Source organism: Myxococcus eversor, from assembly GCF_010894455.1.
GTDB lineage: Bacteria > Myxococcota > Myxococcia > Myxococcales > Myxococcaceae > Myxococcus > Myxococcus eversor.
On sequence record NZ_JAAIXY010000025.1, the window covers coordinates 104,962 to 124,198 of the forward strand.

At 68.9% G+C, this 19,237-nt stretch carries 20 protein-coding genes; 16 read left to right on the forward strand and 4 right to left on the reverse strand.

Going from position 1 to position 19,237, the window contains the following annotated elements:
- Positions 1-46: 46 nt before the first annotated feature.
- The 16 genes from G4D83_RS38060 to G4D83_RS38135 all read left to right on the forward strand — a co-directional run bounded on the left by G4D83_RS38060 (position 47) and on the right by G4D83_RS38135 (position 14,771).
- A complete protein-coding gene (locus tag G4D83_RS38060) occupies positions 47-784 on the forward strand; it encodes an ABC transporter ATP-binding protein (RefSeq protein ID WP_163869882.1) in 738 nt (245 codons plus the stop codon).
- A 101-nt stretch (positions 785-885) separates the two neighbouring features.
- A complete protein-coding gene (locus G4D83_RS38065) occupies positions 886-2,415 on the forward strand; it encodes an MlaD family protein (RefSeq protein WP_163869824.1) in 1,530 nt (509 codons plus the stop codon).
- Positions 2,416-2,529: 114 nt separating this feature from the next.
- A complete protein-coding gene (locus G4D83_RS38070; RefSeq protein ID WP_163869825.1) occupies positions 2,530-3,456 on the forward strand; it encodes a PfkB family carbohydrate kinase in 927 nt (308 codons plus the stop codon).
- A 103-nt stretch (positions 3,457-3,559) separates the two neighbouring features.
- The gene (locus tag G4D83_RS38075; RefSeq protein WP_176436692.1) at positions 3,560-3,913 is read left to right on the forward strand and encodes a TIGR02266 family protein; all 354 of its coding nucleotides are present in this window, start codon (positions 3,560-3,562) and stop codon (positions 3,911-3,913) included.
- 26 nt (positions 3,914-3,939) lie between these two features.
- Positions 3,940-4,671, forward strand: coding sequence for a metallophosphoesterase family protein (locus G4D83_RS38080; protein ID WP_163869826.1), 732 nt, complete (start codon positions 3,940-3,942; stop codon positions 4,669-4,671).
- A gap of 55 nt (positions 4,672-4,726) precedes the next feature.
- Positions 4,727-5,443 (forward strand): hypothetical protein, encoded by a 717-nt coding sequence (locus G4D83_RS38085; RefSeq protein ID WP_163869827.1) that lies wholly within the window; start codon positions 4,727-4,729, stop codon positions 5,441-5,443.
- Between the two features lie 13 nt (positions 5,444-5,456).
- Positions 5,457-6,299 (forward strand): archaetidylserine decarboxylase, encoded by an 843-nt coding sequence (gene asd, locus G4D83_RS38090; RefSeq protein ID WP_163869828.1) that lies wholly within the window; start codon positions 5,457-5,459, stop codon positions 6,297-6,299.
- A gap of 26 nt (positions 6,300-6,325) precedes the next feature.
- Positions 6,326-7,594, forward strand: a complete 1,269-nt coding sequence (gene hisS / locus G4D83_RS38095; RefSeq protein WP_240357056.1) for a histidine--tRNA ligase — start codon at positions 6,326-6,328, stop codon at positions 7,592-7,594.
- 137 nt (positions 7,595-7,731) lie between these two features.
- Complete coding sequence (locus G4D83_RS38100; protein ID WP_240357057.1) at positions 7,732-8,139, forward strand: S24 family peptidase; 408 nt, start codon at positions 7,732-7,734, stop codon at positions 8,137-8,139.
- Positions 8,136-8,432, forward strand: a complete 297-nt coding sequence (locus G4D83_RS38105; RefSeq protein WP_163869831.1) for a PqqD family protein — start codon at positions 8,136-8,138, stop codon at positions 8,430-8,432. Before G4D83_RS38100 ends, G4D83_RS38105 begins: the two co-directional genes overlap by 4 nt.
- Positions 8,432-8,971, forward strand: a complete 540-nt coding sequence (locus tag G4D83_RS38110) for a hypothetical protein (RefSeq protein WP_205522818.1) — start codon at positions 8,432-8,434, stop codon at positions 8,969-8,971. The genes G4D83_RS38105 and G4D83_RS38110 overlap by 1 nt, the downstream gene beginning before the upstream one ends.
- Before the next feature lies 1 nt (position 8,972).
- The gene (locus G4D83_RS38115) at positions 8,973-12,086 is read left to right on the forward strand and encodes a PQQ-binding-like beta-propeller repeat protein (RefSeq protein WP_240357049.1); all 3,114 of its coding nucleotides are present in this window, start codon (positions 8,973-8,975) and stop codon (positions 12,084-12,086) included.
- Positions 12,083-12,262, forward strand: a complete 180-nt coding sequence (locus tag G4D83_RS38120) for a hypothetical protein (RefSeq protein WP_163869750.1) — start codon at positions 12,083-12,085, stop codon at positions 12,260-12,262. Before G4D83_RS38115 ends, G4D83_RS38120 begins: the two co-directional genes overlap by 4 nt.
- A complete protein-coding gene (locus G4D83_RS38125) occupies positions 12,250-13,152 on the forward strand; it encodes a hypothetical protein (RefSeq protein ID WP_240357050.1) in 903 nt (300 codons plus the stop codon). The genes G4D83_RS38120 and G4D83_RS38125 overlap by 13 nt, the downstream gene beginning before the upstream one ends.
- Positions 13,145-14,071 (forward strand): tRNA (adenosine(37)-N6)-dimethylallyltransferase MiaA, encoded by a 927-nt coding sequence (gene miaA, locus G4D83_RS38130; RefSeq protein WP_163869833.1) that lies wholly within the window; start codon positions 13,145-13,147, stop codon positions 14,069-14,071. The genes G4D83_RS38125 and miaA overlap by 8 nt, the downstream gene beginning before the upstream one ends.
- A gap of 115 nt (positions 14,072-14,186) precedes the next feature.
- Positions 14,187-14,771, forward strand: coding sequence for an HdeD family acid-resistance protein (locus G4D83_RS38135; protein ID WP_163869834.1), 585 nt, complete (start codon positions 14,187-14,189; stop codon positions 14,769-14,771).
- Between the two features lie 59 nt (positions 14,772-14,830).
- Here the strand turns inward: G4D83_RS38135 and G4D83_RS38140 are convergent, their stop codons facing one another.
- From G4D83_RS38140 to G4D83_RS38155, 4 genes are all read right to left on the reverse strand, one after another.
- Positions 14,831-15,100 (reverse strand): hypothetical protein, encoded by a 270-nt coding sequence (locus tag G4D83_RS38140; RefSeq protein ID WP_163869835.1) that lies wholly within the window; start codon positions 15,098-15,100, stop codon positions 14,831-14,833.
- A 208-nt stretch (positions 15,101-15,308) separates the two neighbouring features.
- A complete protein-coding gene (locus G4D83_RS38145; protein WP_163869836.1) occupies positions 15,309-17,045 on the reverse strand; it encodes a response regulator in 1,737 nt (578 codons plus the stop codon).
- A 48-nt stretch (positions 17,046-17,093) separates the two neighbouring features.
- On the reverse strand, positions 17,094-18,050 hold the full coding sequence (locus tag G4D83_RS38150) for a diguanylate cyclase (RefSeq protein ID WP_163869886.1): 957 nt from the start codon (positions 18,048-18,050) through the stop codon (positions 17,094-17,096).
- A 397-nt stretch (positions 18,051-18,447) separates the two neighbouring features.
- A complete protein-coding gene (locus G4D83_RS38155) occupies positions 18,448-19,194 on the reverse strand; it encodes a tetratricopeptide repeat protein (RefSeq protein WP_163869887.1) in 747 nt (248 codons plus the stop codon).
- Positions 19,195-19,237: the final 43 nt, after the last annotated feature.

Sequence of the window (19,237 nt, forward strand, 5' to 3'; positions counted from 1 at the left end):
CTCCGCTCCTCCGTCCAGACCCGAAGCCGGCGCGTCCACGAAGCCGATGATCGACATCGTGGACCTGCACAAGACGTTCGGTGAGAACAAGGTCCTCACCGGCATCAACCTGAGCGTGCCCGCGGGCAGCACGTGCGTCATCCTCGGCGGCTCCGGCTCCGGGAAGACGGTGCTGATGAAGCACATGATCGGCCTGCTCCATCCCGACAGCGGCAAGGTCATCATCGACGGCGAGGACATCGTCCCCATGGGCGTCGATGACCTGCAGCGCGTGCGCAACAAGTTCGGCATGGTGTTCCAGGCCGCGGCCCTCTTCGACTCCATGACGGTGTTCGAGAACGTCGCCTTCCCCCTGCGCGAGCACACCCGCCTCTCCGAGGACGAGCTGTACGCCAAGGTCCGCTCCAAGCTGGACTTGATGGGGCTCAAACGGGAGGTGGAGTCGAAGTTCCCCGCGGACTTGTCGGGCGGCATGCGCAAGCGGGTGGGGCTGGCGCGCGCCGTCGTGCTGGACCCGAAAATCGTCCTCTACGACGAGCCGACGACGGGGTTGGACCCGATCACGACGGACTACGTGGACGAGATGATATTGGCGGCGCAGAAGGGGCTGGGCGTCACCAGCGTGGTCATCAGCCACGACATCTCCTCGGCGTTCAACGTGGGGGATCAGATCGCCTTCCTCTCCAAGGGCGTCATCGTGGCGCACGGGACTCCGGAGGAGCTGCGCGAGTCGCAGCACCCCGCGGTGAAGGTGTTCCTGGAGACGTGGTTCGGGAAGAACTGAGGGCGGGCGCCCCGGCAGGGGTGCGCTTTCAGGAAAATGTGGCACTCCAGATGCAAAACGTTAGAGTCGCGCCCGGCCGGTAGCCCTCGGAGTCACATCAGGTGAAGAAGCTCGTTACGCCCTTCCGTGTTGGCCTGCTGGTCATCGCCGCGGGGGCTTTTTTCGTCTCCTTCGTGCTGTTCGCGCGAGAAGGCGGCCTGAGCGACAGTGACTCCACGCGCGTGTGGGCCTATTTCCGGGACGCGTCGGGCCTCGCGGTGCGCGGTCGGGTGCAGATCGCCGGCATCCGGGTGGGCGAGATTGACGACATCATCCTGGAGGGAACGCGCGCGCGGGTCGTCCTGAAGATCCGCAACGACGTGGACTTGCGCGAGGACGCGGTCGTCACCAAGCGCTCGGAGTCGCTCCTGGGCGACTACCTGTTGGACTTGAATCCCGGCACGGAGAACGCCCCCAAGCTGGAGAACGGCGGGCAGATCCGCCGGGTCATCGACACGCAGGGCATGGAGGCCATCTTCGAGTCGCTGTCGCAAATCACCTCCGACATCCAGCAGGTGACGGGCGCGCTGCGCGAGGTGCTCGGCGGAGAGCGCGGCGCGGGCTCGCTCCAGCGCATCGTCGAGAACCTGGTGCGGCTGTCGGACTCGGTGGACGCGACGGTGCGCCGCAACGCGGACCGGCTGGACGTCATCCTCGCGAACTTCGAGGGCGTGTCGACCGACGTGCGGACGATCACCCAGAGCAACCAGGCCGACGTCGGGCGCATCGTCGACAACATCGAGTTCATCACCCGCGACGTGCGCGAGGTGCTCGCCAGCGTCAAGAACATCGTCGGGAGCGGGGAGGGTGACTTCAAGGAGAGCGTCGCCAGCCTGAAGCAGACGCTGACCAAGCTGGACAGCACGTTGGGCAACCTGGAGGAGATCACCCGCAAGGTGAAGGACGGCGAGGGCGCCGCGGGCGTGCTGCTCACCGACGAGAGCGTGGGCCGCGAGGTCCGCGAGACGGTGCAGGATGTGGCGCGCTTCGCCTCCAAGCTCACCGACCTCCAGACGGAAGTCGGCATCCAGAGCAGCTACCTGGCCGCCCAGGGCCGCTCCAAGAACGTCTTCTCCGTGCGGCTCATCCCCAAGCCGGACAAGTACTACCTGCTGGAGCTGGTGGACGACCCGCGCGGCACGGTGTCGACGGAGGTGGTGCAGACCAACCCGCCGTCCGAGGGTGACCCGGTCATCCAGACCCGCAAGGTGACGAAGGAGAGCCTGAGGATCAGCGCCCAGTTCGCCAAGCGCTGGTATTTCACCACGCTGCGCGTGGGTCTCATCGAGTCCACCGGCGGCGTGGGCGCGGACCTGCACCTGTTCGACGACGCGCTCACCCTGAAGATGGACGCCTTCAACTTCGCGGCGGACGAGCTGCGCTATCCCCGGCTGCGCGCCACGCTGCGGGCTCAGGCGTTCGACCATCTGTTCGTCGTCGCGGGCATGGATGACATGCTCAACGCCCAGCAGCGCGACACCGCGACCCAGCGGCTCATCGCCGGTCGCGACTTCTTCGTGGGCGGCGGCTTGTTCTTCACCGACGACGACCTGAAGGCCATCCTCACGGCCACGGGCATCCCCACTCCCTAAGCGGGTTTTCACGGCCGCGCGGCTTGACGCCAGCCGTGAAACCGCGTACCCGGCACGGGCACGGGGTTCCTGGCAGGGCACCGTGCCCCCCTCTGTATTTCCAGGAAGCTCGCAATGTCCCTCCTCGTCGTCGGCTCCGTCGCTCTGGACTCGGTGGAAACCCCCTTCGGACAGAAGGAGGACGTCCTCGGCGGGTCCGCCACCTACTTCTCCACGTCGGCGTCGTTCTTCACCCCCGCGCGGATTGTCGCCGTGGTGGGCGAGGACTTCGACGAAGCGCACCTGAGCTTCCTCAAGGGGCGGGGCATCGACCTGGAGGGCCTCACCCGGGTGCCCGGCCGCACCTTCCGCTGGAAGGGCCGCTACGGGTACGAGCTGAACGAGGCGAAGACGCTCGACACCCAGCTCAACGTCTTCCAGACCTTCTCGCCCGAGCTGCCCGACGCCTACCGCGACACGCCCTACGTCTTCCTGGGCAACATCCACCCGGAGCTGCAGTCGCGCGTGGTGGATCAGGTGCGCTCGCCCAAGCTGGTGGCCGCGGACACGATGAACTTCTGGATCCAGGGCAGCCGCGAGGCCCTGCTCAAGACGCTCCAGCGCGTCAACCTGCTCTTCGTCAACGACTCGGAGGCGCGCCAGCTCGCCGGCGAGCACAACGTCGTGAAGGCCGCCCGCGCCATCCTCGGCATGGGCCCGCAGCGGGTCGTCATCAAGCGCGGTGAGTACGGCGCGCTCCTCTTCGAGAAGGACCACGTCTTCGCCTGCCCCGCCTTCCCGCTGGCCGAGGTCTTCGACCCCACGGGCGCGGGTGACACCTTCGCGGGTGGCTTCATGGGCGCGCTGGCCACGGCGACGTCGGACATCGATTCGACGGTGCTGCGCCGGGCGATGGTGATGGGCAGCGTCATGGCCTCGTTCACCGTGGAGAAGTTCAGCCTGGAGCGCCTGCGGGAGGTGACGCACCCGGAGATCCGGGCGCGTTTCGCGGAATTCAGGAAGCTGACCCATTTCGACGACTTGGGGCCCCTGGAGCGTTGAGCGCCTGGACGGTCGGGTGGGGTCCTTGCCCACCCACGAACTTGACGGTGGATTCAGGCCGTCTCTAGGCTTCCACCCTTTGGTGCTCGGGGAAGGAAGAGGGTTGAGCGATAACCGAAAGTCAGCACGGGTACCCACCTTGCTGCGCTGCTGGTGCGAGGGAGACAACGTCACCCTGTATGCCCGCATCACGAACCTGAGCGAGGGCGGTCTCTTCCTGCGGACGAGCACGCCGCTGGCGCGTGGAGCGCGAGCGGTCCTCCGGCTGACGCCTTCGGATGATCCTGAAGTACAGGCGGCGGCCACGGTGGTATGGCTGAGGGAAGAGGAGGACCGTGCGTACCCGCCGGGAATGGGTCTCCAGTTCGAAGCGCTGGATGCGGAAACCCTGGGGCGGCTCCGGCGGATCATCTCGCAGCAGCAGAAGAACCCCGTGAAGGCGGTCTGGGCCGGCTGAACGCGGCGCCACCGACCGAGGCATCCATGCGCATCGCCGTCATCTCCGACATCCACTCCAACATCGAAGCGCTCACCGAGGTGCTCCGCGTCTGCGAGCACCAGAAGGTGGACCGCATCGTGTCCCTGGGGGACATCGTCGGCTACGGGGCGTCTCCCAACCCCTGCTGTGAGCTGGTGCGTTCGGTGGCGGAAGTGACGCTGCTGGGCAACCACGACGCCGCCGTCGCGGGGCGGATGGACTACTCGTACTACTACGACGCCGCCCGGCACGCGCTGGACTGGTCCGCCAACGTCCTCACGGACGAGAACATGGCCTGGCTCAGGAGCCTGCCGTACACGTATCGCATCGGCGAGGTGGGCTTCTGCCATGGCTCGCCCATCGACCCGAAGGCGTACGAGTACATCTTCGCGCTGGAGCAGGCGCGGGAGCTGACGCCCTACGTGGAGGAGCTGCCGGAGGTGACGTTCATCGGCCACAGCCATCTGTGCCGGGCGTTCGCCATCGGCAATGGCGAGGTGAACGACGTGGTGGCCCAGAAGTTCGGCATCCGCAAGGGCTACAAGTACATCATCTCCGTGGGCAGCGTGGGCCAGCCGCGCGACTACGACAACCGCGCGTGCTTCGTCATCTGCGACACGGATGCGCGCACGGTGGAGTACGTCCGGGTGGAGTACGACATCGAGACGTCCGCCCAGAAGATCTTCGACGCGGACCTGGCGCTCAACTTCGGCAAGCGTCTGTTCCTCGGCGTTTGACGCGGCGCCTTCTGAAAACTGGGCAGGGTGGGGGGAAATGAAATAAACCGGGTCCGTGCGCCCCCAGGTCCTCCGAGCTTCCCTCCGGCCCTTCGCGGCCCTTGTCTCCGCCCTCTTGCTGGTGCTGTCGGCCTGTCGTCGCGAGCCGCCACCTCCCTCGGCGGAGTACGAGCAGGCCACCCGTCAGTTCCGCGAGCTGTACGCGCAGAAGCTGGATGAGGCGTATCTGGACCCGAAGATGGGGTCCATCGAGGCGCAGCTCCAGCGCGTGCCCCAGGACAGCCTGGACGCGCCCTCCGCGCAGGAGCTGCTCCAGCGCATCCAGACCAACCGCAAGCGCATGCAGGACGGCGTCGCCGCGCGCGACAAGGCCGTGGCCAGCGCCCACGAGGTCGTCCCGAACGCGCCCTCCACGACGCTGGCGCCGCCGCCTCCTCCGCCGCCTCCCGAGCCGGTGGACGCGGGTCCTCCGGACGCGGGCCCGGTGAATGGCCCCCAGATTGGCACCCCGGCGAACGAGCTGGTCGCCGGCTTCCGTGGCTGCTTCAAGCGCGGCGCCCCCATCAACGTGGAGGGGCGCGGCATCCGGGAGTCCTGGGAGATGACGGACGGCACGGCCTGCCGCCTGGAGTTCCCGGGTCATGCGGACACGGTGCTGCTCGTCGAAGAAGGACGGGTGTTGATGCTGTTGCCCAAGAGCTCCGTGCGGTCGGTGCAGAGGCCGCAAGAAACCGGGACGGTGCCCCCCGCGGGGACCGACGCCGGCCGTTAATCAAAGACGCCCCATGAACGAACAGACCTTCATGAAGTTGATGCGCGTGTTGCCCAAGTCCGCCCTGTCGACGGCGGTGGGAATGGCCACGCGAGTGCCCATCCCCGCGCCCGTGCACCAGGCGGCCATGCGGGCGTTCGCCAGGTCCTACAACGTGGACATGGCGGAGGCCGAGCACCCCATCGAGCACTACCCGACGTTCGCCCAGTTCTTCACGCGCGCGCTCAAGCCGGGCCTGCGGCCCATCGACCCGGACGAGAAGGCCGTGGTGTCCCCGGTGGACGGCCGCGTGTCGCAGGTGGGCTACTCCGAGCACGGCCGGTGCCTGCAGGCCAAGGGCATCGAGTACACGGTGGACGAGCTGCTGGGTGACTCGGAGGCGGCGAAGCCCTTCCACGGTGGCGCCTGGACGACCATCTACCTGTCGCCGCGCGACTATCACCGCATCCACTCGCCGCTGGCGGGCACGATTACCGGCTACGCGTACATCCCCGGTGAGTTCTGGCCGGTGAACCCGGCGTCGGTGAAGAACAAGCAGGCTCTGTTCTGCGTCAACGAGCGGCTGGTGACGTACCTCCAGACGCCGGCGGGGCAGTGTGCCGTCGTGAAGGTGGGCGCCACGTGTGTGTCGCGCATCAAGGCGTCCTACGAGGACATCACCACGCACACGGGCCAGCCGGGCAAGGTGCACCGGTACCAGGACGGCTACAAGGTGGAGAAGGGCGGCGAGCTGGGCCGCTTCGAGATGGGCTCCACCGTCATCCTGTTGTTCGAGCCGGGCCGCGTGAAGTGGGACCCGGTGATGCAGGACGAAGCGGTGCTTCGCCTGGGGCAGCGCATTGGAGTGCTCCCGTGAGCCAGACGCTCAGCGCCGTCAAGGGCATGAACGACCTGCTTCCAGGGGAGATTGAAATCTGGCAGCACGTGGAGGGCCTGGCGCGGGAGCTGTTCGGCCGCTACGGCTACGGAGAGATCCGCACGCCCATGCTGGAGGACACGGCGCTGTTCGTGCGCAGCGTGGGCGAGGAGACGGACATCGTCGGCAAGGAGATGTACACCTTCGACGACAAGGCTGGCCGCAGCCTGTCGCTGCGTCCCGAGGGCACTGCTCCGGCGGCGCGCGCGTACATCGAGCACTCCATCCTGAACCAGGAGCCGCTGACGCGCTGGTTCTACACGGGGCCGATGTTCCGGTACGAGCGGATGAAGACGGGCCGCTACCGGCAGTTCTATCAAGTCGGCGCGGAGGCCTACGGCTCGAAGGAGCCCGCCCAGGACGTCGAGGTGATGGACATGGTGGCCCAGTTCCTCCAGAAGCTGGGGCTCCAGGACATCGCGCTCAACCTCAACTCGCTCGGGGACGAAACGTGCCGGCCCGCGTACCACGCGAAGCTGGTGGAGTACCTGCAGGCTCACATCGAGGAGCTGTGCACCGACTGTCACCGGCGCATGGAGAAGAACCCGCTGCGGGTGCTCGACTGCAAGAACCCGACATGCCAGGCGGTCGCCTCCAAGGGACCCAACGTGCTCGAGTTCCTCTGTGAGCCCTGCAAGGCGCACTTCGATGACGTGCAGCGCAAGCTGACGGCGCTGGACATCAAGTACGTCGTCAATCCGCGCATGGTTCGCGGCCTGGACTACTACACGCGCACCGTCTTCGAGTTCATCGCCTCGCACCCCGCGCTGGGCACCGCCAGCACCGTGGGCGGCGGAGGCCGGTACGACAAGCTGGTGAAGAGCCTGGGCGGACCGGATGTGCCCGCCGTCGGCTTCGCGTGTGGACTGGACCGGCTGGTGCTCCTGCTCAAGGAGAGCCAGCAGAAGTTCGGCGCGACGCCGGACCTGTTCATCGCGGTGGCGGACGCGGGCTCGCACGACGTGGCCTTCACCCTGGCCAGCCGCCTGCGGCGCGAGGGCCTTCGCGTGGACTTCGACACGCGCGGCGGCAGCCTCAAGAGCCAGATGAAGCGCTCGGACAAGAGCGGGGCGCGCTTCACGCTCGTGCTCGGGGAACTGGAGCGCACCAGCGGGCAGGCCAAGCTCAAGCAGATGGCCGGAGGGGAGCCCATCCCCGTGGCCCTGGACGATATCGCGCGGACCGTGCGGGCCCACTCGGCCGCTCCTCGGGCGGACGCTACCGGCGTCTCCTGAGACAGAAGGCTCGGAATTTCCGCATTCCGAGCCTTCTGTTTAAAACCAGAGGAACCTCGTAACCTCCTGGAAATTCAGGGGGAACCCCCTGGGACTCATTCGCGCCGCTCGGAGCGCTGCGATACACTCACGTGGCAATGTCGGGTGAGTCCCCCACCTTCTCTTCACCTTCGGCCTTTCGCTGGATTCCCGTACGGGGAGACAGCATGTGGCCGTCGTTGCGGGCAGGGGACTTCGCCGGGGTGGAGCCGCTGTCGGGCGAGCCTCGGCCGGGTGAGGTGGTGCTGGCGCGGTTCGACGACGCGCTCGTCCTGCATCGAGTCCGTTCAGCGGGCGAGGGCGTGCTGTCGCTGCGCGGGGACAATGCGCCGGCCGAGGATCCTCCGATTCCGGCCTCGCGCATCCTCGGGCGGGTGACGTGTGTCAGGCGGGGCGAGGTGGAGCTGGGCGCGGAGTGGGACCGGGGGCCGTCGCGGCTGGGGCGCGTGCGAGCGGTGGTGCGGGGCAGGGTGGCGCGGTGGCTGGGGCGGGGAGGGCGGCCATGAGCGGCGACTTCCCGGCGGACCACCTTCCACGGCGACGGGCGGGCGCGGAGGGACAGCGCTTCGGCGCGGACTATCTTTTGCTGGATGCGGAGGGGCGCACGCTGCGCGGCCTCAACGCGACGGCGGTGCGAATCTGGGAGCTCTGTGACGGGACGCGCTCGGCGCGCTCGGTGGCCGAGGTCGTGGCCCGCGAGTTCTCGATGGACGTGGGGCAGGTGCTCACGGACACGGTGCGGTTTCTCACGGACCTGGCCCGCCTGGGCCTGGTCGACGAGCTTCAGGAGGTACGGTGATGCGAGCGCGCATTGCAGGCGTATCGGCGGCGGCGCTGCTGCTGACGGCCTGTACGGAGGGCGGTATCTCGCCCCGGGTGTTCGACTGGACGGATTCACCGGGCGGTGGGACGCCCGTCGTGGAGCCCGTCTCGCCGACGGACGTGCTGGGTGAGGAGAGCGAGGCCGCCCGGCCTCCGGCCCCTGAAGCCGTCGCGGAGGGCGAGCCGATGCCCGCGCCTGTCTCCGGACGCGCCGAGGTGGTGGGGCTGGACGCCCACGGCCTGTCGGATGTGTCCCAGGTGGACGTAGACCTGACGGTGAGCGGGGTGAACGGCAAGGGCCGCGTGGAGGTCGAGTTCGTCTCGCCCACTGGCCATCCGTATGAGCGGCGCACCTCCGTGGTGGAGGCGAAGCCGGAGATGACTCGCACCGTGCGCTTCTCGTTGCCCGTGGCCGGGACGACGGTGGCCACCTCCGGCATGAGCGGGACGTGGCAGGTTCGCTTCTTTCTCGACGGCGCGCCGCTGACCACGGCCGCCTTCACCCTGGAGCCGTGACGTGAGGACCGCCGCCATGATGCCCCTCAACGCCCGCCTCGCCGCGCTCGTCGCGGTGCTCGTCCTTCCCGCCGCCGCGCTGGCGCAGAGCACGACGCGCGCCGCCGTCTTCACGACGCTCGCGGAGCCTGGAGAGACCCAGGCGACCGTGGTGATGGACGAGGCCTCCGAGCTGCGCGTCCAGGTGCGCAACAACACCCGGAGCACGTCGCCGCAGTTCCGCCCCATCAACCAGGTGACGTTCGTTCTGCCCACCGGCTACACGTTGCTGGAGAGCCCGCCGCCCCCAGGTTGGGTGGTGGACCACTTCATCGCGGCGCGACAGGTGACGTACAACCTCCCCGTCAACTGCGCGCTGGCGGATGCCGGGTTGATGCAGAACGAGACGGCGACCTTCACGCTGCGGATGATTCCGCAGGTGACCGCGACGACCAATGCCACGGGCCAGCGGTTCACGACGCTGACGGCTTTCGAGGCTTGCGGAAACCTGTCCTTCACCACGAACCGGACCGACGCCATCGCGGAGTGGCGTCGCGTGGGCCTGTCCACGCGGGCTCAGATCCAGCCGCGTGTACTGCCCGTGGGCGACGACGTCACCGCGCGCCTCGTCATCGAGAACCGGACCAGCCTGACGGCGACGCAGAACAACATCACGGCGGAAGGTCCCAGCACCGGCGCGGGCGGTGTCTCGTTCCAGGTCGTCGAGCTCCAACCCGCCAACTTCATGGTGAACCTTCCGCTCCGAAGCGCGGGCATCCTCTCCGCGCGAGCCACCACCCAGACAGGTGGGACGATGGTGGCCAGCGTCCGCGCCACCAACGCGAACGGCACGCTCACCTCCGCCGTGGCGGACACCCCCATGGTCAACGTGGGCGTGCTCGCGGCTTCCGCTGACGTGGACAATGACCAGGCCTTCACGGGCGAGGCAGTGAAGCTGCGCCTCAGCGTCACCAACACGTCCACCACCGCGTCCTATCTGAACGTGACGCCCCGGGCTCCCATCCTCGTGGGCACGGCCGTGGCGACCCTGGCCTCGGGCCCCAGCCCCACCAGCGTGACGCGACTGGCGCCCGGAGTCTCCGCGCACTTCGTCTGGACGTACACCCTCTCCGGCACCGAGTTCTCCTCGTATGCCTTCGACCTGCAGGCGGACGCGACGTTGAACGGGAGCGCCGCGACGACGCAGGTGGTTCGTTCAGGAGAGGGCCGCATCGTGTCGCATCGCGTGCGCGTGAGTCCGTCCGTGCTGGTGCCGGGCACGCCCAACCAGGCCGTCGTCTACACCGTGCAAAACCGGGGGGCGCTCCCGCTCGACGAAGTCACGCTGCTCCGGCCCGCCGTGAACTTCTTCACGTTCGTCGGCGGCAACCCGGCTGCTCCCACGGGGTGGTCGGTGTCGAGCAACGCGACGAGCTTCACCTGGATGACGGGCAACGCGGCCCAGCGCATCATGCCCAACCAGGAGCGCTCCTTCACGGTGACGTATGCGAGCGTCGGCACCGTCACCGCGCCCACGACGTTCCGCCATCGGATGCACCTGCCCCTCGCGTATGCGTCCGACTCGGCCGCGCGCATCGAGGCCCCTGTGACTCTCGCCACGGGCACCGCGCCGGAAGTCGAGCGCCTCACCGCCGTGGCTCGGGACGGGAGCGTGACGGTGACGTGGGACAACCCCGCCGCGCACAACGGCGTGCTGGTGCTTCGCACCGCCGGGGCAGCGCCCAACACACTGCCCGTTGCCGGTCGCGCCTACGCCGCCGGCTCGACGCTGGGCAACGCCACCGTTATCGCCTCCGAGAGCTTCGGCTCGACGTCCTCCGTCACCGACACCTCCGTCGTCAACGGCACCACGTACCAGTACCGGGTGTTCAACACGGATGAAGTGGGCCGGTACTCTCCGGGCAGCCGGCCCTCGGCCTCGGCGGCGCTCATCGCGACGCCCCAGGCCCGCGTGGGCGCGGCACCGCTGTGGTGCTACTCGGTGGGCATCGACGCGCGCCTCCAGCCCATCACCGAGCTGGGCGTGGGCATCTTCAGCTCCTACAACGACTCGGTCGTCGCCAACCTCACCAACGTCACCACGCCCTCGACCGACGGCGCCGAGCGTTGGCGTCCGCTTCCCCTGTCCGGCCTCATTGGCAGTCGCTTCCCGGTGGTTCCGCTCAATGGTCTGGCCGGCCAGTACATCCTCACGGCCGACCAGGCGGGAGTGGCCTACGCCATCAACGCCACCACCGGCACGGTGCTCTGGCGCTGGGACAACACGGGCGCGCCCATTGGCATCATCCAGTCCTTCCCCGTGACGCAGCTCCACGACTTCGCGAACCCCGCGTACAAGGCCGCGCGGCCGAACGTGGACCTGGTGTTCTACGCGACGCGGCTGGCGAACCCGGCCCTCAATCGCGTGGTGGCGCTCAACGCCCGGACAGGCACGTCGGTCTTCACCTACCAGCCCGGAGACCTGGGCATGGTGAGCGGCGGCATGGTGGTCGACTACACCACCAACCGCCTCTTCATCGGTTCGAAGACGCATGGCGGCTCGACGGCCTCGCTCCGCGTCCTGAACACGCTGACGGGTGCGGAGGTGGCGCGGCTGTCGCTCGGTGACCTGGACCACAGCCTGGTGCGCAATGCCGTGGCGAATCAGATCTTCGCGACCAACAGCGACGGCGTTGTCCACGCCATCGACGCGGGCACCCTGGCGCCCGTGTGGAATGTGAACGTGGGCACGCGCCCCTCGCCGAGCACACCCGCGTTCACCAGCTTCGTGCGCCCCCTGGGCGGCGGCTTCGTGGCCAGCCTCGCCAGCGGGCAGGTGGCGTTCTGGGACTACGCGGCGCCTGGGGCGACGACGCCCACGCAGGTGTGGTCCACCCCCATCGCGAATCCGTCAGGCACCTTCACCCTCAACTCCGCCGGCGTCGTCCGCATCTACGTGGGCAGCTCCGATGGGAAGGTGCATCAGCTCGAGATGATTGGTGGCGTGGACTCGCGGCAGGTGTCCATTGGCGCCGCACAGCTCATCGGCACTCCGACCGTCGACAACACCGTCTCCCGACTGCATGTCGGCTCTCAGGACGGCCGCATCTGCGCCTTCCCGGTACCGTTCCCGTGAAAAATCCCTCGACTCCCTCGTCCTCTCCGTCGCCGACGACGGAGGCTCCTCGGGCCGCTCCGGCCCAGGCCGCTCCGCGCTACGAGGCTCCCGCCATCCTGTGGGAGCAGCCCTTCGTCGCGCTCGCGGCCATGTCCCAGTGCAACATCCCCGGCGAATCGGAGTGCACGCCCTGAACACGCCGGGAGCCGGCCCGTCCGGTCCCCAGCGCCCCGGCGGTTCCGGCGACGATGGCCTGGAGCTGTCCGGCCCGTGGCTCTCCATCGCCGGCTGGACGGTGGGCCTCGATGTCCCGGACTCCCGTGTCCGGGAGCTCTTGCTCCGCTCCCTCTCTGGCTTCGTGACAGGTCCACCGCGGGCCGGAGCCCGTTGCTCCCGGCTGCGTGTCGTGGCCCCCTCTGCGGTTCGCCCCGAGCCGCCGACTCGTGAGTTGCCCCGGCCCTGGCGTGAGCAGGATGGCTCGCTCCGGTTGGAAGGGGAGGACTACTCGGCGCGAATCGATGCGGACGGCCTTCGCGGTGAAGTGTCGGGCACGGGCCGCTTCCCTGTTGAGGTAGTGCTGCGGGTGATGCTGGCGGCGGAGCTGGCCCGACGCGGCGGCCTGCTGGTGCATGGCGTGGCGCTCGTGCTGGGAGAGACGGCGGCGCTCTTCACGGGACACTCGGGCGCGGGCAAGAGCACCTTGGGTGGGCTGTGGATGGACGCGGGCGAAACGGTGCTCTCGGATGAGCTGGTGGCTGTGTGGCCCGATGCGGTGGAGGGCTCGTGGCGAGCCTCGGGCACGCCTTGGAACCTGGGCTTCCCCCGTGAGGCGCGGCTTCGTGCCGTGGGGACGTTGGCCTGGGATTCGGGCTCGCGTTGGGAGCGACAGCGCGCGGGGGACGTGGGCCGGGTGCTGGTGCACAATGCGCTGCTGTCGGAGGCCTCCTCGGTGGGCCGCGCGGCGCTGCTCGCCTCGGCGGGGAGGTTGTTGTCGGAGGTGGAGCCGGTGCGACTGGTGTTCGCGAGAGATGCGTCCGCCGCCACCGTGGTGCGTGAGGCCCTGGGAGTGTCGGGACATGGGTGAGGGACAGGAGGGGAGACCGACGTTGACGGTGCTGGCCGGGCCGACCGCGTCGGGGAAGTCGGCGCTGGCCTTGGAATTGGCTCGGCGATTGGGTGGCGAGATTGTCAGCGCGGACTCGCAGCAGGTGTACCGGCACTTCGACGTCGGCACCGCGAAGCCTTCCGCGGAGGAGCTGACGGCGGTGCCGCACCACCTCGTGTCGGTGGTGGACCCGATGGAGACCTTCTCCGCCGCCGAGTACCAACGTCGCGCGGACACGGCCATCGCCGACATCACCGGACGAGGTCGGCCCGTCGTCGTGGTGGGCGGCACGGGGCTCTATCTGCGCATCCTGCTTCACGGCGTGGTGGACGCTCCGGGGGCACTGCCGGAGCTGCGCGCGGAGCTGGAGACACTCGCGGCGGAGCAGGGCCGCGAGGCCGTGCACCAGCGACTGGCCCTGGTGGACCCGGAGACCGCGGCGAAGCTGCCCGTTCAAGACCTGGTACGCGTGGTCCGAGCGCTGGAGATTCATGCGCAGACAGGTGTGGCCGCGTCCGAGTTCCGCAAGGCCCACGCCTTCGCGCCGGACCGATATCCCTTCCGGTTCTACGTGTTGGACCCGCCGCGCGAGGAGCTGTACGCCCGCATCAACACGCGCACCGAGGCCATGTTCGCCGCCGGGCTCGTGGAAGAGACGCGGGCACATCTGGAGCGGGGCCTTGGCGACGCGGCTCCCATGCGGAGCGTGGGCTACGTGCAGGCGCGCGCCGTGGTGGAGGGCCGCATGTCCGTGGACCAGGCCATTCAAGACACCGCCCAGGAGACTCGGCGGTACGCCAAGCGCCAGCTCACCTGGTTCCGGAAGGAGCCCGGCGCCGTCTTCATCCAGCCCCCGTATGAGGCCCTGCGCGGAAGCACGCCAAGCCTTCCGGGCTGAAGCCGCCCTTCAGGGAGGGGCGAGGAGGGGAGGCGCGGGAAGCGAGGCCGTTGTCCCCGTGCTCGGAGGCACCCATGTTCGCCACTGAATCTTTCCTCCAAGGAGGCGGACCGACATGGACACCAGCTTCAAACGTGAACCCCTGACAGGTGACCGAAGCAAGGCCGCCTCGGCTGCCTGGGGCCCCCCCTTCGTGTTGGGGCTGTTGATGGCCGTTCTCGGCTTCGTCGCGCTGGGCGCCTCGTTCCTCACCAGCCTGGTCTCGGTCATCCTCTTCGGCGCGCTGCTGGCCGGAACGGGCATCGCTGAGATTGTCTCCTCGTTCCGCGTCCGCAAGGCCGGCGGCCCTTTCTGGCTCTACCTGCTCAGCGGCGTGCTCTCCACGGTGGTGGGGTTCTTCGTCCTCGTGTACCCGGCGGCGGGCCTGGGGGCGCTGACGCTCCTGCTCGCTGGCTACTTCTTCGCCAGCGGCCTCTTCCACGTGGTGACGTCGCTGATGGACCGCTACCCGCAGTGGGGCTGGGACTGCGCCTATGGCGTCATCTCCATCGCCCTGGGTGTCATCGTCATGGCCCAGTGGCCCGTCTCCGCGGTGTGGCTGGTGGGGACCCTGGTCGGTATCTCCATCCTCATGCGTGGCATCGCGCTCATGGCCGGCTCGCTGGAGCTGCGCAAGGGCCTGCGTCGCGTCACCACGTGACCGGTGCGTCAGGAGAAGGACGAAAGGGCACGGTGGCCATCAGGCACCGTGCCCTTTGTCTAGCTGTCTGCTGACAAATCCTCATCCAGTTCCTCTGGCGGAATCTCCGTCAACGCGCCCTTGCATGCCTCGTTGAGCATCGCGGTGTCGTTGACGCGGAATGCAGTGACCTCTGCCGCCACATTCGACTCCCGCAGACCGCTTGCGCGGCTATCAGGAAAGGCCCAATGGATGACGAGCCCCACGCGATAGTTGCGACCGCCGGGCTTCAGGACGAGGTGCTCTCCGACGAGCGGTACGCGGTCGAACGGGCGGAAGCCGCTAAACACCTCCAACCCATCAACCGTGTCGAAACAATGAAGCCACACCTTGGAGCGAGGAGCTGCCCGAGACGGGGGGCTGGACCGGGTTCGAGAGGAACGGGGCGTCTTTGGCATGTCGCCCACCGTATCGCCAGGTTCGCGCGCCCTGCGCCCCTTTCAGCGGAGCCTTTCTGGACCAACCCGTCAGCCTCTCATCGGACTTCCCTGAAGGAGGTCAGGAAGCGGCGTAACGGTCCGAGCCTCCCGCGTCGCTCGGCGCTGGGGTCGCCGCATCGGGAGTGGTGCTCGAAGAGGTCAACCGTCCGGTCAGGATGCGCAGCAGCCGCTCGGGGTCCACGGGCTTGGGCATGAACGCCTCCGCGCCCGCGTCGAGCGCCCGCTGACGGACGTGAGGACGATTCAATCCGCTCATCACCACCACGCGCGTGTTCCGGGTGAGGGGATGCTGCTTCAAGCCCTCGCACAGCCTCAGCCCATCCACCCAGTGCAGCACGACGTCGAGGATGATGGCCGTGGGCGGCCTTCGCGCCACGGCGCAGAACAGCGCCAGTTCGTCCGCGAACGACACCACCTTCGCGCCCGTGCTCTCCAGCAGCGCCGTCAGCGCCTCGCGCGCATCGGGGTCATCGTCCACGACGTAGTACAGGTCCGGCTCCAGCTCCGGCACCGCCATGGGCACCGGCTCCATCGTCGTCCTCAGCCAGGAGCCCACCACCTCGCGCAGGCCCGCCCAGCGCATCGCGCCCAGCAGCGCCAGCGGCGTGGGGGCACTCAGGCCCAGCACGCCCCCGCCGTAGACTCCCGCCGACGTGCGTCGCCCCTTCGCCGCGACGAAGGCCCCGGGCGCTCGCTTCCCCGCGCGTCGCAACCAGGACGCCGCACGGGCGCCCGCCGCCGCGTCCTCCATCAGCTCGCACAGCCCTTCGCGGACATACCGGCGCTCCAGCGCGGAGCCATCCAGGCCCCCATCCAGCAGCGCCACCGCCGCGCGGCTGCACGAGGCCAGCGTCTCAGACAACCCCACCTGGAGCGGATGACCGAAGGCCGCGGGGCCCACGGCGATCTGCCCCGGCGCCACCAGCGTGCGCCCCGGCCCGTAGGGCAGGCGCGTCGTCTCCAACGCCGCCAGTTCGAACCCTTCCTCCAGCAGCCCGTCGCGCGCGGCCATCATCAGCGCCTGGCACAGGTCGGCCGGCGTCACCGCGGGGCCGAAGGCCAGCGCATAGACGGAGTCCGCGCCCGGCAGGAGGAACAGCCCATCCACCGTGGGCAGCGGCGCCACCCACAGCCGCGCCACGGGGGCGATCTCCAGCCGAGGCGACGCATGCCGCAGCCGCGCCTGCACGGCCGCCACCGTGGGCGCGGGGCGGAAGCCCGGGAAGAACGCATCGCCCATCAAGGGCCCCGCGCCGCCCGCCAGGGCCACCGCATGGAAGCGCTCGCCACCGCCCTGCGCGCGGACCACCAGCGGACCCGCGCCTCGCACGGCCGCCGGCGCATCCGGGGCCGGGGGCTGCCGCTCCACGCGGTCCACATGCCGCTCCAGGAACCGTGCCCCCTGCGCGCTGGCCGCCGTGGCCAGCACGTCCCGCACCTGCGCCAGGCCGCCTTGTCCCTGGGGCCAGCCGTCCACCACCCAGAGCCCACCGGGGGCGGAGGTCAAAAGCTCGCGACGTCCCTCGGCGATGATCTCCACGCCCCGCAGCTCGTGGGCACGCCACTCGGCGGGGATGCGACAGCCCAGGGCGGCGAGCCGGGAGCGACACTCGGGCGTCAGCACCGCGGGAGGCGCGGTGCGCTCCGACAGTCCTCCGGAGTAGACGCGCACATCGAGCGTCAGCCCCCGTGCCCTGGCGTTGAAGAGCAGCGAGGCCGCCAGCCCCGCTCCCGCGATACCGCCCCCGACGACCGCCACCCTCGAACCGCTCGTCAGCCTGTTGCCCAGAATCATCCGCGCCCTCTAGCTTCCCACCGTCGCCTGCTTCGTCGCGTCCCGCGCTCAGTGTCTCTGCGCGGGCGGCTCGAGCGCCGGACGGCCGAACACCACGACCCGGTCCCGACCTTCACGCTTGGCCTCGTAGAGGGCCGCGTCCGCCGCCTTCATCAGCGCATCCGTGTCGTCCCGGGGTGTCTCCAATGTGTGGTCGGCGATGCCGACGCTCACGCTCAACCCGAAGGAGGCAGGGCGGCCGTCGCTCTTCTGCACGCCGACGGAACGCAGCCCGGTGCGGATGCGCTCGGCGAACACCGCTGCTTCCAATGCCGTCTGGTGGGGCAGGAGCGCCACGAACTCGTCGCCGCCGAAGCGCGCCGCGAAGTCCGACTCGCGCAGATTGCCCTTGAGCTGGTTGGCCAGCGCGAGGATGGCCCGGTTGCCCACGTCGTGCCCCATCCCGTCGTTGATGGCCTTCAGGTGGTCCAGGTCGATGACCACCACGCTGAGCGGGTAGCCGTAGCGCTGGGCCCGGCGCAACTCCTCTTCGAGCCGAATGGTGAGCGCCCGGAAGTTCGCCAGCCCCGTGAGGGCATCCGTCTGGGCGAGGATCTGAAGCCGCCGCTGCTGTTCACTCTGCCGCAGCGCCCGGTCGATCCGTGCCATCAGCTCCCTCGCGCTCGCCGGCTTGTGGATGAAGTCCACCGCGCCCATCTCCAGGCAACGCTCCAGGGTGGCCTCGTCCGCGTCCCCGGTCAGGAAGATGACCGGCGTGGACTCCGTGCGGGAGTCCTTCTGGAGCGCCTCCAGCACCGCCAGCCCATCCCCGCCGGGCAGGAATCTGTCCAGCAGCACCAGGTCCGGACGATGTTCGCTCGCCAACTCCAACCCCTCGCCCACATCCGCCGCGCCCAGGACGTCGAAGCGCGAGGCGAGCAGGTCCGACAGGCTCTCCAGCACGCTCACGTCATCCTCGATGACCAGGAGGAGGGACCGCTCCGAGGTGCGCCCTCGCCGTTGCATGAACCTCTCCGCTTCGTTGATCTCCCGGTGACTCGCGGTCCAGAGGTCTCGGACGCCACGCTCCACCAGGTGCTCTCGCCGCCCATGCGCCTCGTGCGCACCCGCCACCGCCCGGTCCTGCGAGCACCCACCGCCACCCGCAACCTTCACCCGAGACCTCCGGCCGCCAAGCCCGACTGACGCGCCCCACGGGTGTTCAGCCCCATTGGCGCGCGTGGGCGAAGAGCAAGCGGCATGCCCTTGGAGCAGGCATCCGGGCCTGGAGTCATTTCAGGGGGTTGTGGCGACAACGCTTCCTCGCGACAGAGGCGAAGCGGAAGTCGTTCCAGCGTCAGGGCAGGGGAGGCGGTAGGAATTCCCGGCGAAGGAGGGCGCGAACGCCCTCCACGCGCGTGGATCAACGTCGGGTAACGAACTGCATGCGGCGTCCACCACCGCCCATGGGCGGCATCGTCGGCGGGGCCTCGAGCCCGAACTGCCACCACAGGGGCTCGTACGGCTTCATCTTCAGCCGCTTGTCATTCTGGAGCTGGGCGAGGCTGGCCTTGAGCTTCTCGTCCTTCGGGTTCTCCTCCACGCCCCGGCCGAGCACCTTGAGGGCCTCGTCCTTCTCCTTGTTCTGCAGGAGGCACCAGGCATAGACGGCCCAGACGATGGCTTCCTTCTTCCCGCTCTTGGTGGCGGACTCGAAGGCGGTCTTCATCCCCGTGAAGTCCTTGCGCTGGTAGCGCAGGGCGCCCTCCATGGCCTTCGCCATGTAGTTGCGGGAGCTGCCCTTGCTGAAGGCCGCCTGCGCCCCGTCATGGTCCTTCACCATGTACTTCAGCATGCCGATCTGCGCCTGGATCTCCGGGCCCACCATGAACTGCCACTTGTCGTAGACGAGCCCCTTCTCGAGCGTCTTCACCGCCCGGTCGACCCGGCCCTGGGCGTCCTTCTGACTGGTGGGCTGGGACTGGAGGTCCTGTTGCACCGTCGTCATGAGGGCCTGGATGCGGGTGGCGACCCTCCGGGCGAGGAAGACGAAAGCGCCGAGTGCGGCGATGAGGCCGGGCACCAGGCCGGCCCAGATGGAGAAGCCGGCGAACTTCACCAGCAGCGCGACCACGATTCCCACTGCCAGCGAGATGAGCAGGTTGTACATGCGGGGCCCCTCATAGCGATGTGCGTCCGGCACCGCAATCTTC